The organism is Agrobacterium sp. A3-95 (assembly GCF_053521785.1).
This window is the reverse complement of sequence record NZ_JBNWDR010000009.1, coordinates 258,633-273,609: the sequence shown is the minus strand read 5'-3', so window position 1 is coordinate 273,609 and position 14,977 is coordinate 258,633. Positions and strand designations below refer to the sequence as shown.

Here is a 14,977-nt window from a genome sequence, read left to right as displayed (position 1 = left end):
ACGATGCTGAAATTTACCGCAGAACACGAATGGCTGAAGTTCGAAGGCGATATCGCCACCGTTGGCATTACCAGCCACGCCGCTGAACAGCTTGGCGACCTCGTCTTCGTCGAATTGCCGGAAGTGGGCGCCACCTTCTCCAAGAATGGCGACGCGGCGACCGTTGAATCCGTCAAGGCGGCTTCGGATGTCTATTGTCCGCTGGATGGCGAAGTGGTGGAGATCAACCAGGCCATCGTCGACGATCCCTCGCTGGTCAATTCCGATCCGCAGGGTGCCGGCTGGTTCTTCAAGCTGAAGCTCTCCAACGTCGCGGATGCCGATACGCTGCTCGACGAGGCAGCCTACAAGGAGCTGATCGCGTAATGACGACGCCCACGGAATTCCATTTCACCGACTATCAGCCCTATGATTTCGCCAACCGGCGTCACATCGGGCCGTCGCCGTCGGAAATGGCGGAGATGCTGAAGGTCATCGGCTACAAGAGCCTCGATGCCCTGATCGACGCCACCGTTCCCTCCTCCATCCGCCAGAAGGTGCCGCTGACCTGGGGTGCAGCGCTGACCGAACGCGAGGCGCTCGACCGCCTGCGCGAGACGGCCAACAAGAACCAGGTGCTGACCTCGCTGATCGGCCAGGGCTATTACGGCACAATCACGCCGCCGGTGATCCAGCGCAACATTCTGGAAAACCCGGCCTGGTACACAGCCTATACGCCTTACCAGCCAGAAATCAGCCAGGGCCGTCTTGAGGCGCTGCTGAACTACCAGACCATGGTCTGCGATCTGACCGGCCTCGATGTCGCCAATGCATCGCTGCTCGATGAAGCGACTGCCGCTGCCGAAGCCATGGCGATGTGCCAGCGCGTCGCGAAGTCCAAGGCAACCGCCTTCTTCGTCGATGCCAATTGCCATCCGCAGACTATCGCGCTGATCGAGACACGCGCGGCGCCACTCGGCTGGAAGGTGATCGTTGGTAATCCCTTTACCGATCTTGATCCTGTCGACGTGTTCGGCGCGATCTTCCAGTATCCGGGCACCCACGGTCATGTCAGCGATTTCTCGGGCCTGATTTCCCGCCTGCACCAGACGGGTGCCATCGCTGCCGTTGCCGCCGATCTTCTGGCGCTGACGCTGTTGAAGTCACCCGGTGAAATGGGTGCGGATATCGCCATCGGCACCTCGCAGCGTTTCGGCGTTCCGGTCGGCTATGGTGGTCCGCATGCGGCTTACATGTCCGTAAAGGATGCACATAAGCGCTCCATGCCTGGCCGTCTGGTCGGCGTCTCAGTCGATGCGCGCGGCAATCGCGCCTATCGTCTGTCGCTGCAGACCCGCGAGCAGCATATCCGCCGCGAGAAGGCTACCTCCAACATCTGCACCGCGCAGGTGCTGCTTGCGGTCATGGCGTCGATGTATGGCGTTTTCCATGGCCCGCAGGGCATCAAGGCGATTGCCCAGCAGACCCACCAGAAAGCCGTTTTGATGGCCAAGGGCCTGGAGAAGCTTGGCTACGTCATCGAGCCGGAAACCTTCTTCGACACCATCACCGTCGAAGTCGGCCATATGCAGGGCGTCATCCTGCGCTCGGCCGTTGCGGAAGGTGTGAACCTGCGCAAGGTCGGCGCGACCAAGATCGGCATGAGCCTTGACGAGCGCACGCGTCCCGCGACGCTAGAGGCGGTCTGGCGCGCATTCGGCGGCAATTTCTCGATCTCGGATTTCGAGTTGGAATATCGCCTGCCGAAGGAACTGCTGCGCACCAGCCAGTACATGACGCATCCGATCTTCCACATGAACCGTGCCGAAAGCGAGATGACCCGTTACATCCGCCGTCTTTCGGACCGTGATCTCGCGCTCGACCGCTCGATGATCCCGCTCGGTTCCTGCACCATGAAACTGAACGCAACTGCGGAAATGCTGCCCATCACGTGGCCGGAATTTTCCGACATCCATCCCTTCGTGCCGGCCAATCAGGCGCTCGGCTACAAGGAAATGATCGATGACCTCTCGGAAAAGCTGTGCTCTGTCACCGGTTACGACGCCTTTTCCATGCAGCCGAATTCCGGCGCGCAAGGGGAATATGCGGGCCTCCTGACCATCCGCAACTACCACATCGCCAATGGCGGCGCACACCGCGACGTTTGCCTCATTCCAACCTCGGCGCACGGCACCAATCCAGCCTCCGCGCAGATGGTCGGCATGAAAGTGGTGCCGGTGAAAGTGCGGGAAAATGGCGACATCGATATCGACGATTTCCGAGCAAAAGCAGAGCAGTATGCGGAAAACCTCTCGTGCTGCATGATCACCTATCCCTCCACCCATGGCGTGTTTGAGGAGACGGTTCGCGAGATTTGCGAGATCACCCATAAACACGGTGGTCAGGTCTATCTTGACGGCGCCAACATGAACGCCATGGTCGGTCTTGCCCGTCCAGGCGATATCGGTTCCGACGTCAGCCACCTCAACCTGCACAAGACCTTCTGCATCCCGCATGGCGGCGGCGGTCCGGGCATGGGGCCGATCGGCGTCAAGGCGCATCTTGCTCCCTATCTTCCCGGCCATCCGACGACGGACGGTCGTGAAGGTGCGGTGTCGGCTGCCCCCTTCGGCTCACCGTCGATCCTGCCGATTTCCTGGAGCTACTGCCTGATGATGGGCGGCGAAGGGCTGACGCAGGCGACCAAGGTTGCGATCCTCAACGCCAACTACATCGCCGAACGGCTGAAGGGCGCATACGACGTGCTCTACAAGTCCGAAACGGGACGTGTGGCGCATGAGTGCATCATCGACACCCGCCCTCTGGCAGACAGCTGCGGCGTGACGGTGGACGACGTTGCAAAGCGCCTCGTCGACTGCGGTTTCCATGCGCCGACCATGAGCTGGCCGGTTGCCGGCACGCTGATGATCGAGCCGACGGAATCCGAGACCAAGGCGGAAATCGACCGTTTCTGCGATGCCATGCTGGCGATCCGCGAGGAAGCCCGCGACATCGAGGAAGGCCGTGCGGACAAGACCAACAATCCGCTGAAAAACGCGCCGCACACGGTGGAAGATCTCGTCGGCGAGTGGGATCGTCCTTACAGCCGCGAACAGGGTTGCTTCCCGCCCGGCGCCTTCCGCATCGACAAATACTGGTCGCCGGTAAACCGCATTGACAATGTCTATGGCGACCGCAACCTCATCTGCACCTGCCCGCCGATGGAGGCTTATGCCGAGGCCGCCGAATAAAGGCATCGGTACGAACGAACTTATGAAGGCCCGGAGCGATCCGGGCCTTTTTCGTTCCGGACACAAGCCCCAAGACCGGGCGACCACGTCACATGCGATTGATCGTAACCCGTTCCATGCTAAACCGGATGCTGCAATTTAAGCGGTGATGGAGTTTGAATGCGTTTGATTTGCCTGAATGGTTGGGGCGGAAAGCTCCATGACGAGCTTGTTCCCTATATCTCCGCGTCCGATCCCGACATTCTATGTTTGCAGGAAGTGGTGCATACACCGGCAGCCGAAGAGGACTGGCTGAGCTATCGCGATGACGGTAGGGATCTGCCGCAAAGGGCGAACTTTCTTCGCGATGTCGAAGAAGCTCTACCCGATCATCTGGCAATCTTTTGCCCGGCGTCACAGGGTGACCTCTGGCACGGGGAGACACGATATCCCTCTCAATGGGGGCTGGCGACTTTCGTGCGTAAATCCATCGCGATTGTTGCGCAGGCTCAAGGTTTTGTGCACGGCTGCTTTTCTGCGAATGGATACGGAGCTCACCCGCGTTCGCGCACGGGCCATGCTGTCAGGGTTTTCGACTTCACGACCGGCCAGCCAGCCGTCATCGCCCATATGCATGGGCTGCGTGACCCCAACGGTAAACACGATATTCCCGCCCGTCTGATGCAGGCAAAACGCCTCGTGAAACTCGTCAAAGACATCGCGGAGGATGGTGACCGGATCATCGTGTGCGGCGATTTTAATGTTCTGCCTGAGAGCGACACCTTCACGGTATTGAAGGAACTGGATCTCATCGAACTCGTCACGACACGTGGTTTCACAGACACGCGCACCTCGCATTATCCCAAACAAAACCGTTTTGCAGATTACATGCTGGTCAACCCGGTTGTGCAGGTCGATCACTTCGATGTGGTGAGACAGCCCGAAGTCTCGGACCATTGCCCTTTGCTGATCGAATTCAGCTAGAGGATTAAGCCGCATTACCGGTCAATGCCTCACGTCGCGGCTTGGTCAGCGCACGAGCCGGATATCGCTCGTCACCACCGTCTTGCCGGTCCTGCCGTCCTTGTCGGTGGTGCGAAGCCGCAGGCCGTTTTGCCCGACTTTTTCGATTGTCATGGCTGCGACGCGGTCACCGTTAATGTCGCGGCTCCAGCGAACCGTCAGATTGATTGCATTTCCCTGCCGCGTACCGGAAAGGGCAGACGGTCGGCCGGAGGGTCCGGTGTAAGCGCCGCTGTAACGTCCACCTTTCTCCGACAGGTCGGCCGCAATTGCGCGCCTGACCACCAGAAGGCCACGGCATGTGCCGGACATATTGAGCGACGAGGTCCCCGCTTTGGAATTCAGCGTACAATTGACGTTGATTGGCGGCGTGCCAATGCGGGTGATCACGGTTCCCTTACCCGCCCATGTGCCTTTCAGCGACGAGAGGAATTCGCGTTCGTCCGCTAATGCCGGCTGCACACCGAGCAGCCCTGCAAAAAATAAACTCGTGATAGCCGTCGTTTTCATGGCGCGTATCCAATTTTTCACGAAGACTAACTCGCTTGCACCGTCAAACGTTCCTCCCGTTTATTTGGCAACTGTCAAAAAATTCGAGATGCTCATGTTTCTATCGTGCCGATGCAACCAAATGCAGGCATAGATGTTTCTCGCCAGCGTCGATCAATTTCTGATCACTACCGCATATTTTTCGGAGCATATTTCATGACGACGATCGGCGTTTTGGCACCGCGCGGCAGCCTCCCCTCCGGCGGTCTGCCTCGCAGCGGTGGTATTTCAGACCGCACGCTTTTTGCCCTTGCGGCGCTTAATTTCTTTCTGGCTGATGCCCGCGACGGGCTAGGGCCTTTTCTGGATGCATTTCTGGCGACACAGGGCTGGTCATCGCTTTCGCTGGGGATGATCGCCACGGTCGGCGGCCTCGTCGGTCTGCTTGCCACACCGCTCTGCGGCGCGTTGGTGGACGGCACGACGTGGAAAAGGACGTTGATTGCCATCCCCGTCGTTCTCGTGACCGTCGGCGCGCTGATTACGCTGATCTTTCCCGATGCGTGGATCGTCTGGACCGGCCAGATCATGACTGCGGTTGTCGGCGCGGTCGTTGGACCGGCTCTGGCCGGACTGACGCTTGGTTTGGTCGGTGAACGCCTGTTATCCCGTCAGATATCGCGAAACGAATTCTGGAACCATGGTGGCAATTTCGCATCGCTCTTTGCCACTTACGTTGCCGTTTCCTTCTTCGGCCTTCATGGCGTCATCGGGCTGATGCTTCTGACGGCTGCCGGCGCACTTGTTGCCGCCGCCGCCATCGACCCCGACAGGATCGACCACAAGGTGGCGCGAGGCCTTGGCGAGGACAAGGGCGAGCCGGGGCCCTCAGGCATCAACGTGCTGCTTCACGAACGCGGTCTGATATTCCTCGCGATCATTCTTCTTATCTTCCACTTCGGCAACGCGCCGATGGGGCGGCTTATCGCGCAGAATTTCGCCATCGAACTGCAGACACCATTCCGCACGACAGCGATCATTACTGGCGTCGCGCAATTTGCCATGATCTTCGTTGCGGCCCTGGCGCCGTGGCTGATCCGTCGCTTCGGTCTTGCGACGGTGTTCCTGATCGCGCTTGTCGCCCTTCCGATCCGCGGTCTGCTGGCTTCCGCCTTCACCGATTTCTGGGTAATCTTTCCGGTACAGCTGCTTGACGGTATCGGTGCAGGCCTTCTGGGCATCGTGACGCCTGTGGCCGCCGAACGCATTCTCAAGGGAACCGGCCGGTTCAATGTCGGCCTGGCAAGCGTCATGATGGTGCAGGGCATCGGTGCGTCCCTCAGCAACGTCGTTGCCGGCTGGCTGGTAACCAAAGGCGGTTACGCCCTTTCGCACTTGGTCGGCGGCGGCATATCGGCCATCGCCATCGCTCTCTTCTTCATCTACCGAAACGAGATCGCCCCGAAGCAGGCCGACGAAGCACTGCCTCAGTAAACCGTACAAATAAAAAAGGAGGCCTCACGGCCTCCTTCATCCAACTTGCTCAAATGTCGGTTATCCGACGAAAGCGCGCTCGATGACGAACTCGGCAGGCTTGTTGTTCGCACCTTCGTTAAGGCCGGCCTTTTCAAGAAGCTCCTTCGTGTCCTTCAGCATGGCCGAAGAACCGCAGATCATGCCGCGATCGATAGAGGGATCAAGTGCGGGAACACCCAGATCCGCAAACAGCTTGCCGTTCTCTATCAGCGAGGTTATGCGGCCCTTGAAGGGATAATCCTCGCGCGTGACAGTCGCATAATGCTTGAGCTTGTCGCCGACGATCTCGTTCAGGAATTCATGGTTCCTGATTTCCTCGACCAGATCGAAACCGTATTTCAGTTCGGCCACATCGCGGCAGGTATGGGTGAGGATGACCTCTTCAAACTTTTCATAGGTCTCGGGATCGCGTATCAGGCTTGCGAAAGGTGCAATGCCGGTGCCGGTCGAGAACATATAGAGCCGTCTGCCTGGTGTCAGCGCATCCAGAACCAGAGTGCCTGTCGGCTTCTTGCGCATAAGCACGGTATCGCCGGGCTTGATCGCCTGAAGATGCGAAGTCAACGGGCCATCAGGAACCTTGATCGAGAAAAATTCGAGTTCCTCGTCCCAGGCAGGGCTGGCGATGGAATAAGCGCGGTAGATCGGCTTTTCGCCGACCATCAGGCCGATCATGGCGAATTCGCCGGATCGGAAGCGGAAGCCGGCCGGACGCGTCATGCGGAAACGGAACAGGTGATCCGTATAGTGCTCCACTGACAAAACTGTCTCGGCGTAAACACCATCAGGTATCTTGATCGCGAAATCTTCCGTCTTGGCTGGCGCGTTCATTTCAGGTTCCGTCCATTCATTCGATAAGCGACATTCTTCGACCGGGCAATTATACCATTTTTGCCGCGGTTTGAAGGCATGAGAATATCAATACTGCCATGCGCGCAGAAAATATGCATCTAAAACTCATATTTCCGCGCAACGCGTCATTGGGCCGCACGGCGGCGCCAGCTATAGGCCTCTCCACCGTTGGCCGGAAGGGCCGTCGGCTGGTAATAGACCGGGATTTCTGGCAGGCGATTTTCGGACAGGCGGCGGATCGCCGTCTCGTTCGTGACCGCAAAGCTGGTGAAGCCGGTGCGCAGCATCAGCGGCACCTGGTCGATCAAAACATCGCCAACCGCCCTAACCTCACCGGCAAAATCAAGACGGCTGCGCAGCAACGAGGCATGGCTGAAACCCCGCCCGTCATTGAAGGCCGGGAAGCTGACGGCGACAAGGTCGATACGGTCGAGATAGGGCTCGAGCCGGGTGACATCGTCGGCAGGCGCAATCAGAACGCCGAGGCCGACATCATTGCTTTCAGCCGCACGGACAAGGAAATCAGCAAGCGACAGCACCGGTTTCTGCTCGGCAGTTGCCTTCACTTCTTCCGTTTCGATCACCCAGGGATCGTTTTCCACGAAGCCGTCGCGGTTCCAGATTTTCGTCATGGCAATCTCCTCAGGCGGCTTCAGCGGCGGAACCGTAGAGCGCATCCTTGAACGGCTGCGGTCCGACGCGGCGATAGGCTTCGAGGAAGGTTTCTTCCTTCGAAAGACGCAAGCCCAGATAGGTGTCGACGATGGTTTCCACCGCGTCGGTGACTTTTTCCGGCTCGAAACCGCGGCCAATAATCTCACCAATCGAGGTGTTTTCATCACCCGATCCGCCAAGCGTGATCTGGTAGAGTTCCGCACCCTTCTTCTCAACACCCAGAAGACCGATATGGCCGACATGGTGGTGGCCGCAGGCATTGATGCAGCCGGAAATCTTGATCTTAAGCTCGCCGATTTCCGCCTGACGTTCCGGCGCGCCAAAACGGGTGGAGATTTCCTGCGCCACCGGAATGGAGCGCGCATTGGCAAGCGCGCAATAGTCCAGCCCGGGACAGGCAATGATATCGGTAATCAGCCCGGCATTGGCAGTCGCCAGTCCAGCTCCTACAAGTGCGCGATAGACCGGCTCGAGATCGGCCAGTGCCACATGCGGCAGGATGATGTTCTGCTCGTGGCTGATGCGGATTTCGTCAAACGCGTATTCGGCGGCGATATCGGCGACGAGTTCCATCTGCTCGTCGGTCGCATCGCCGGGAATGCCGCCAATCGGCTTCAGGGAAATCGTCACCATGCCGTAGTCCGGATGCTTATGCGGCTCGACGTTCTGCTCGACAAAACGGGCAAAACCTTCATCCGCCCGCTTCCAGCGCGCCAGGCTCTCCCAGCCTTCAGGGCGGTCCTTCAGTGCTGGCGGTGCGAAATAGGCGGTGATGGCCGCAATATCGGCATCCGGCAGCTTCAATTCCGTGTTTTTCAGCTCCGCGAATTCGACCTCGACCTGGCGGGCCAGTTCTTCTGCGCCGGTTTCATGCACGAGGATCTTGATACGCGCCTTGTACTTGTTGTCGCGGCGGCCGTGCAGGTTGTAAACGCGCATGACGGCCGTGGTATAGGACAGCAGGTCTTCTTCCGGCAGGAAGTCGCGGATCTTCTTGGCGATCATCGGCGTACGGCCCTGCCCGCCGCCGACATAGACGGCAAAACCGATCTCGCCCTTGTCGTTCTTTTTCAGATGCAGGCCGATATCGTGAACCTGAATCGCGGCGCGGTCGCGCTCGGCGCCCGTTACAGCGATCTTGAACTTGCGCGGCAGGAACGAGAACTCCGGATGCACGGAAGACCATTGACGCAGGATTTCCGCATAAGGACGCGGATCGGCGACCTCGTCTGCGGCGGCGCCCGCGAAATGGTCGGCGGTCACGTTGCGAATGCAGTTTCCCGAGGTCTGCAGCGCATGCATTTCCACGCTTGCCAGTTCGGAGAGGATATCGGGCGTGTCGGACAGGCGCGGCCAGTTGTACTGAATGTTCTGGCGGGTGGTGAAGTGGCCGTAACCCCGGTCATATTTGCGGGCGATATGAGCCAGCATCCGCATCTGCTGCGAATTCAGCGTGCCGTAGGGAATGGCGACGCGCAGCATATAGGCATGGAGCTGGAGATAGACACCGTTCATAAGGCGCAGCGGCTTGAACGCGTCCTCGGCAAGCTCGCCGGACAACCGGCGCTCGACCTGATCGCGAAACTGTGCCACGCGGCCTTCAACAAATGCGTGATCGAACTCGTCGTAACGGTACATATTCTTCCTCAGACTGCGATGAATGCTGCATCGGCCGGCTTGAAGCCGTTGGCATAGTGCATGGTCGGGCCAGCTGCGCGAATGCGCTCACGAAGCCGCGTCGGCCAAAGCTTGCCATTCTCCTCCACCACGTCGATGACATTCACGTCAACGACCTTGTTGGCGGAAAAATCCCGCTTGCCGATTTCCTCGAACGAAGCGACGGCCTCCGCGTGGCGGGCGACGATTGCGTCCTGCAGGTTCTCCGTCCATTCGCCATTGGCATCGAGCCATACAGCGATCCCATCGCCCAGGCGGTTGGCGGTCAAAACCTTGTCAGCCATTTGCATACTCCCTTTTAAGGTTCGCTGGCCGCGCAACAAGCGCGAGCGCCTCGGACCTGTCAAAATTGGCGCCCGCCACCGCATCGCCGATAATGACCATGACCGGACCGGTCAGTTCGTCGCGATGTTCGAGGTCGGGCAGATCGTTCAAAGTGCCATGCAGCAGGCGGCGATCCGCGCGGCTGGCATTTTCAATGACGGCTACGGTCGTTTCCACGCCGAGACCTGCCTCCATCAGCCTCGTCGCGACCGACGCGGCAACGCTGCGGCCCATATAGACAGCAATGGTAGCGCCGGAGACGGCGAGCCGCGCCCAGTCCGGCAGGACATCGCCGGTCAGATCGTGGCCGGTGGTGAAAATCAGCGACGAAGCGACACCGCGCAGCGTCAAGGGCAATTCGAAGTCCGCAGCAGCGGCGAAGGCGGAGGTAATGCCCGGAACAATCTCGTAACCGATACCGGCATCGCGCAGCGCCGCCATTTCCTCTCCCGCCCGGCCATAGACCAGCGGATCGCCGGATTTGAGGCGCACGACGCGCTTGCCGTCTTTACCAAGACGCACCAGCAGGCGATTGATCTCATCCTGCGACTTGCTGTGGCAGCCCTTGCGTTTGCCGACGGACAGCCGCTCGGCGTCGCGGCGCCCCATGTCAACGATTGCCTGCGGCACTAGCGCATCGTAGACGATCACATCCGCTTCCATCAGCACGCGCTGCGCGCGCAGCGTCAGCAAATCTTCAGCACCGGGACCAGCGCCGACAAGCCAGACGCGGCCTTCGCTGCGCTCGGGCGATTGCAGCAAACGGTCAGCGGCAAGGCGGGCGGATGATGTATCGCCGAGAGCGACGGCATCTGCGACAGCACCGGAAAAGAACCGGCGCCAGAAATTGCGCCGCAACGCGCCCTTGGGAACATTCTGCTCGGCGGCGTCACGATATTGCACGGCGAGACGCGCAAGCTTGCCCAGCGACGGAGACAGCATCTGATCGATACGCGCGCGGATCATCTGGGCAAGAACAGGGCCGGCGCCTTCGGTGCCAATGGCGATCGCGACGGGTGCGCGGGCGACGAGTGCGGGCGTGAAGAAATCGCAGAACTCCGGCTGATCCACCGCATTGGCGGGGATTTTCTTGGCGCGCGCAGCCAAAACGATCTCACGGTCCAGTGCCTCGTCTCCAGTGGCGGCAAAAACCAGCGTTGCGCCTTCAATCAGTTGGCTTGCGAAACCCAGGGCCCGATGATCGATGCCGTTTTCGCTGATATAGCGCGCAAAATCCGCTTCCGGCTCGTCGGCATAAGCAATGATATGTGCATTGGTATTGGCAAGCAGCCTTACCTTCGCAAAGGCCTCGTCGCCATTGCCGAAAACAGCGACCTGCCGTCCCTCAACCCGGAAGAACGCGGGGAAGGTCGAAAGGCGATCGCCAGAAGCGGAAAAATCATGTTCGTTGTGCATCGGGCATTTATCCCGCATTGCGGCGCAAGATTGAAGAAACAGAAATTCAAGCCTTTCCGACACCTGGATTTTTATTTCTCGAACACCCCTGTTTTTGAGGAAAACTAACCGGCGCACCTTTATCGACCCTGTCGAACGCCTCTAAATCCCATGAGAATCCCTTGACAAACCAGGCCCTCGCGCCGAACAAGAAGGGACTATTTTCGTCGATTTCTCCATGCAAAAACCGCTTCACTCTGAGGCGGTACGAAGGATCAGACCCTTGACCAGCTCGACCATTGCCGCCCGTCTTCTCGATGTTATCGAACACGATATCCTGCCCCTGACGGCACGCGGCGTCAGCCTCGGCAACAAGGTTTTCGGTGCGGCGATCCTGCGTAAATCCGACCTGTCGCTGGTGATCGCGGAGACGAATAACGAGCTGGAAAACCCGCTCTGGCATGGCGAAGTGCACGCGCTGAAGCGGTTTTACGAGCTGGGTGAGAAGCCGAACACCAAGGAATTGATTTTCCTTTCCACCCATGAACCCTGCACCATGTGCATGTCCGCCATCACCTGGGCCGGCTTCGACAATTTCTACTCCTTTTTCAGCCACGAGGATTCGCGCGACGCTTTCGCCATTCCGCACGACCTGAAAATCCTCAAGGAAGTTTTCGGGCTGGAGCCGGGCGGGTATCGCCGCAGCAACGCCTTCTGGAACTCTTTCTTCATTGCCGATCTGGTGGAGAGCGAAGACGATCCGCTGAAGACCGAGCTGAAGGCGCAGACGGCCCGCATCAAGGCTGCCTATGACGAGCTTTCCACCAGCTATCAGTCATCGAAGAGCGGCAACGATATTCCGCTGAACTAGAGCATTTCTAGACGGTTTTCCGCCTGGATATGTATGAAAATAAAGAACGAAGGTTTGAAAGACTATGGAAGCCTCGAAGGATATTTCCCGCCTGATCGAGATCATGGAAGCCCTGCGCCAGCCGGAAACCGGCTGCCCCTGGGATGTCGTCCAGACCTTCGAGACGATCAAGCCTTACACCATCGAAGAGGCTTATGAGGTTGCCGACGCCATCGAGCGCAGGGATATGGACGATCTTTGCGAAGAACTGGGCGACCTGTTGCTGCAGGTGGTTTTCCATGCCCGCATCGCCGAGGAACGGGGCGAATTCGCCTTTGGTGACGTGGTTGAGGCCGTGACGTCCAAAATGATCCGCCGCCATCCGCACGTCTTTGCCGTTTCCGCCGCCAATACGCCTGACAGCGTCAAGCTGCAATGGGACCAGATCAAGGCCGAGGAAAAGCGCGAGCGTGCGGAACGCCGCGCCCGCCGCGGTATCACCGAGGATTTCAAGGCCGGCTTTTTAGGCAGTGTGCAGCGTAGCCAGCCGGCTCTGACCGAGGCTCTGAAGTTGCAGGAACAGGCTGCGCGTGTCGGTTTCGATTGGTCGGATCCAGCCCCCATTCTCGACAAGATCGAGGAGGAAATCGCCGAACTGCGTGAAGCGCTGGCGGAGGGAAAGCCGGAGAAGGTCTCTGATGAACTTGGCGATCTCATCTTCGCGCTGGTCAATATCGGCCGCCATGTCAAAGCCGATCCGGAAGACGCGCTGCGCGGCACCAATACGAAATTCCGCAGGCGTTTCAATCACATCGAGACGTCGCTCACCGAAAATGGCGAAACGCTTCAGGAAGCGAGCCTTGAGAGAATGGAAGACCTGTGGCAGGCGGCAAAACGCATCGAACGCTCGCTGGATATGGTTTCGTCCTGATAACCCAGATATGCCGAAAAATTCAGAGCGCCCGGTGCTTTCGACAGTGGTGACGAAAATCTAGACCTCTCCTGCGTCACGCTCTGGCCTGCCCCGAGCATATGCGACGTCCTGATTGTATCTGTGTGTCTAGATCCTTGGGACAAGCCCAAGGATGACGTTGAGTATAAGGGAATATACCGCAATCGTTCTGGGAGCGTTTACTGCTCCCAGTCTTCCCGCTCGCGGATGGTTGCCTTTCCAAGCTTCCGTTCCAGCTCGGTGGCCTGCGCTTCCGACAGGCGCACATCAAGGGAAACCGAACCGTCCTCATTGTCTTCGCGGCTATCCACGATGGAGTTGCTGTAGACCCATGAGATCAGCGGCAATTGCTCGACGGAGAGGACAACAGTCGTTTCCGTCAGGACACCTGACAGACGGCCGGAAATCTCGTCCATCAGGGCATCGACGCCCTCGCCCGTGACCGCCGAAACGGCACGAATATCGGAGCGGCCCTCGGCACGTTCAATGATGGCGTCATGCGCTTCTGGTTCGAGACGATCGACCTTGTTCCAGACCTCGATGATGCGCTTTTCGGCTTCCTTCTCGTCAATACCGAGATCGCCAAGAATGCGCAGCACATCGGCCGACTGGGCGGCATTATCCGGATCGGACATGTCGCGCACGTGCAAAATAAGATCGGCTTCCAGCACCTCTTCCAGCGTTGCGCGGAAAGCGGCGACGAGATGTGTCGGCAGATCGGAGATGAAACCGACGGTATCGGACAGGATAACCGTGCGGCCATGCGGCAGCTTCATGCGGCGCAAGGTTGGATCGAGCGTCGCGAACAGCATGTCTTCCGCCAGAACGCCAGCGCCGGTAATGCGATTGAACAGGGTGGACTTGCCGGCATTGGTATAACCGACCAGCGCCACGATCGGGTGCGGCACCTTGCGGCGCTTGGCGCGGTGAAGCTGGCGGGTGCGCACCACCTGCTCCAGCTCGCGCTCGAGCTTGACGATGCGATCCTGCAGCAGCCGACGGTCGGCCTCGATCTGCGTTTCACCCGGACCCCCCATGAAACCCGCGCCGCCGCGCTGGCGTTCAAGGTGGGTCCAGCTTCTGACGAGGCGGCCCTTCTGATAGTTCAGATGCGCAAGATCGACCTGCAACGTGCCTTCCTTGGTGGAGGCGCGGCGGCCGAAGATTTCGAGGATCAGGCCCGTCCTGTCGATGACCTTCGCATTCCATTGCTTTTCAAGATTGCGCTGCTGCACCGGGGTCAAAGGATGATCGACGATCACCAGACCGGAATTGGTTTCATCCAGAAGATGGCCGATTTCCTCGATCTTGCCGGTTCCAAACAGTGTCGCCGGACGTGGCTGGTTGACCGGCACGACAAGACCTTGCGTCACCTCAAGATCAATGGCGAGCGCCAGCCCCTTTGCTTCCTCAAGCTTGGCCTCAACAGACCGTACAGGAGAAACCGGACCCGCCACCGCATCACGGCTTTCGCGCTGCTGCTTGAGGACAGGCACGATGACCACCGCACGCATGTCGTCGCGGTGCTTTTCCTGTTCGGGAATGATCGATTCGTTCGAGGTGTCGCGCGTCGTAATGGGTTCAGCCTTATCAAGAAATGACATTGCAGCCGACCGCATCCGTGCGGACGACTATCTGGATTAACCTGATTGAACCGGAAATGTTCCCGGTTCAGGTCAGCTTATATCGAAGATACCGTTGAGGGAGCCTGATCAGGCTGCGCCTTCTTCGCTCTCGAACATCTGCATCGGCTGGCCGGGCATGATGGTGGAGATCGCATGCTTGTAAACAAGCTGCGAGTGACCGTCACGGCGCAGAAGCACGCAGAAATTATCGAAGGAAGTGACAACGCCCGTCAGCTTGACGCCGTTGATCAGGAAAATCGTGAGCGAAATCTTTTGCTTACGAACGGTATTGAGGAAAAGATCCTGAAGGTTTTGAGAACGTTCCGCCATGGCGCCGCTTCTTTCTTTTTTGCCGGCAGGGATACCGGAA

At 58.8% G+C, this 14,977-nt stretch carries 14 protein-coding genes; 6 read left to right on the top strand and 8 right to left on the bottom strand.

Translation table 11 applies throughout. The features are described 5' to 3' along the window. The first annotated feature begins 3 nt into the window (after window positions 1–3). The 3 genes from gcvH (at window position 4) to ACQZ5Y_RS22360 (ending at window position 4,193) form a co-directional block, all read left to right on the top strand. Window positions 4–366, top strand: coding sequence for a glycine cleavage system protein GcvH (gcvH, locus tag ACQZ5Y_RS22370; RefSeq protein ID WP_112681812.1), 363 nt, complete (start codon window positions 4–6; stop codon window positions 364–366). Then, complete coding sequence (gene gcvP / locus ACQZ5Y_RS22365) at window positions 366–3,230, top strand: aminomethyl-transferring glycine dehydrogenase (protein WP_003512945.1); 2,865 nt, start codon at window positions 366–368, stop codon at window positions 3,228–3,230. Before gcvH ends, gcvP begins: the two co-directional genes overlap by 1 nt. A gap of 159 nt (window positions 3,231–3,389) precedes the next feature. Beyond that, window positions 3,390–4,193, top strand: coding sequence for an endonuclease/exonuclease/phosphatase family protein (locus tag ACQZ5Y_RS22360; protein ID WP_174049429.1), 804 nt, complete (start codon window positions 3,390–3,392; stop codon window positions 4,191–4,193). 45 nt (window positions 4,194–4,238) lie between these two features. On the opposite strand, the gene ACQZ5Y_RS22355 is transcribed toward ACQZ5Y_RS22360, so the two are convergent. Further along, window positions 4,239–4,742, bottom strand: a complete 504-nt coding sequence (locus ACQZ5Y_RS22355; RefSeq protein WP_174049428.1) for a hypothetical protein — start codon at window positions 4,740–4,742, stop codon at window positions 4,239–4,241. A gap of 195 nt (window positions 4,743–4,937) precedes the next feature. Between ACQZ5Y_RS22355 and ACQZ5Y_RS22350 the strand changes: the two genes are divergently transcribed. Beyond that, on the top strand, window positions 4,938–6,215 hold the full coding sequence (locus ACQZ5Y_RS22350) for an MFS transporter (protein WP_174049427.1): 1,278 nt from the start codon (window positions 4,938–4,940) through the stop codon (window positions 6,213–6,215). 60 nt (window positions 6,216–6,275) lie between these two features. On the opposite strand, the gene ACQZ5Y_RS22345 is transcribed toward ACQZ5Y_RS22350, so the two are convergent. The 5 genes from ACQZ5Y_RS22345 to cysG form a co-directional block, all read right to left on the bottom strand. After that, window positions 6,276–7,088 (bottom strand): ferredoxin--NADP reductase, encoded by an 813-nt coding sequence (locus ACQZ5Y_RS22345; protein WP_038490916.1) that lies wholly within the window; start codon window positions 7,086–7,088, stop codon window positions 6,276–6,278. Between the two features lie 146 nt (window positions 7,089–7,234). Continuing rightward, the gene (locus tag ACQZ5Y_RS22340) at window positions 7,235–7,741 is read right to left on the bottom strand and encodes a DUF934 domain-containing protein (protein WP_038492802.1); all 507 of its coding nucleotides are present in this window, start codon (window positions 7,739–7,741) and stop codon (window positions 7,235–7,237) included. Between the two features lie 10 nt (window positions 7,742–7,751). Beyond that, window positions 7,752–9,422 carry a nitrite/sulfite reductase gene (locus ACQZ5Y_RS22335; protein ID WP_112402975.1) on the bottom strand — a complete coding sequence of 557 codons (1,671 nt, stop codon included), beginning with the start codon at window positions 9,420–9,422 and terminating at the stop codon, window positions 7,752–7,754. A gap of 8 nt (window positions 9,423–9,430) precedes the next feature. Beyond that, entirely contained in the window at window positions 9,431–9,745 is a 315-nt protein-coding gene (locus ACQZ5Y_RS22330) for a DUF2849 domain-containing protein (protein WP_003512933.1), read from the bottom strand. After that, window positions 9,738–11,201 carry a siroheme synthase CysG gene (gene cysG / locus ACQZ5Y_RS22325; RefSeq protein WP_174049426.1) on the bottom strand — a complete coding sequence of 488 codons (1,464 nt, stop codon included), beginning with the start codon at window positions 11,199–11,201 and terminating at the stop codon, window positions 9,738–9,740. The genes ACQZ5Y_RS22330 and cysG overlap by 8 nt, the downstream gene beginning before the upstream one ends. A 262-nt stretch (window positions 11,202–11,463) precedes the next feature. Here cysG and ACQZ5Y_RS22320 point away from each other — a divergent pair, with 262 nt between their 5' ends. After that, window positions 11,464–12,051, top strand: a complete 588-nt coding sequence (locus tag ACQZ5Y_RS22320; protein WP_038490910.1) for a deaminase — start codon at window positions 11,464–11,466, stop codon at window positions 12,049–12,051. A 64-nt stretch (window positions 12,052–12,115) separates the two neighbouring features. Further along, window positions 12,116–12,961: a nucleoside triphosphate pyrophosphohydrolase gene (gene mazG, locus ACQZ5Y_RS22315; protein WP_111783090.1), complete on the top strand. Its 846-nt coding sequence runs from the start codon at window positions 12,116–12,118 to the stop codon at window positions 12,959–12,961. Between the two features lie 200 nt (window positions 12,962–13,161). On the opposite strand, the gene hflX is transcribed toward mazG, so the two are convergent. Continuing rightward, entirely contained in the window at window positions 13,162–14,586 is a 1,425-nt protein-coding gene (gene hflX / locus ACQZ5Y_RS22310; protein ID WP_019565550.1) for a GTPase HflX, read from the bottom strand. A 108-nt stretch (window positions 14,587–14,694) separates the two neighbouring features. Beyond that, window positions 14,695–14,937, bottom strand: a complete 243-nt coding sequence (hfq, locus tag ACQZ5Y_RS22305; RefSeq protein WP_003496145.1) for an RNA chaperone Hfq — start codon at window positions 14,935–14,937, stop codon at window positions 14,695–14,697. Window positions 14,938–14,977: the final 40 nt, after the last annotated feature.

What these genes read in the sequence shown, in the direction of transcription:
- hflX (WP_019565550.1), bottom strand. Translation starts at nt 14,586, where the DNA reads ATGTCATTTCTTGATAAGGCTGAACCCATTACGACGCGCGACACCTCG.
- ACQZ5Y_RS22340 (WP_038492802.1), bottom strand. Translation starts at nt 7,741, where the DNA reads ATGACGAAAATCTGGAACCGCGACGGCTTCGTGGAAAACGATCCCTGG.
- ACQZ5Y_RS22350 (WP_174049427.1), top strand. Translation starts at nt 4,938, where the DNA reads ATGACGACGATCGGCGTTTTGGCACCGCGCGGCAGCCTCCCCTCCGGC.
- cysG (WP_174049426.1), bottom strand. Translation starts at nt 11,201, where the DNA reads ATGCACAACGAACATGATTTTTCCGCTTCTGGCGATCGCCTTTCGACC.
- ACQZ5Y_RS22355 (WP_174049428.1), bottom strand. Translation starts at nt 4,742, where the DNA reads ATGAAAACGACGGCTATCACGAGTTTATTTTTTGCAGGGCTGCTCGGT.
- ACQZ5Y_RS22335 (WP_112402975.1), bottom strand. Translation starts at nt 9,422, where the DNA reads ATGTACCGTTACGACGAGTTCGATCACGCATTTGTTGAAGGCCGCGTG.
- gcvH (WP_112681812.1), top strand. Translation starts at nt 4, where the DNA reads ATGCTGAAATTTACCGCAGAACACGAATGGCTGAAGTTCGAAGGCGAT.
- hfq (WP_003496145.1), bottom strand. Translation starts at nt 14,937, where the DNA reads ATGGCGGAACGTTCTCAAAACCTTCAGGATCTTTTCCTCAATACCGTT.
- mazG (WP_111783090.1), top strand. Translation starts at nt 12,116, where the DNA reads ATGGAAGCCTCGAAGGATATTTCCCGCCTGATCGAGATCATGGAAGCC.
- ACQZ5Y_RS22360 (WP_174049429.1), top strand. Translation starts at nt 3,390, where the DNA reads ATGCGTTTGATTTGCCTGAATGGTTGGGGCGGAAAGCTCCATGACGAG.
- gcvP (WP_003512945.1), top strand. Translation starts at nt 366, where the DNA reads ATGACGACGCCCACGGAATTCCATTTCACCGACTATCAGCCCTATGAT.
- ACQZ5Y_RS22345 (WP_038490916.1), bottom strand. Translation starts at nt 7,088, where the DNA reads ATGAACGCGCCAGCCAAGACGGAAGATTTCGCGATCAAGATACCTGAT.
- ACQZ5Y_RS22330 (WP_003512933.1), bottom strand. Translation starts at nt 9,745, where the DNA reads ATGGCTGACAAGGTTTTGACCGCCAACCGCCTGGGCGATGGGATCGCT.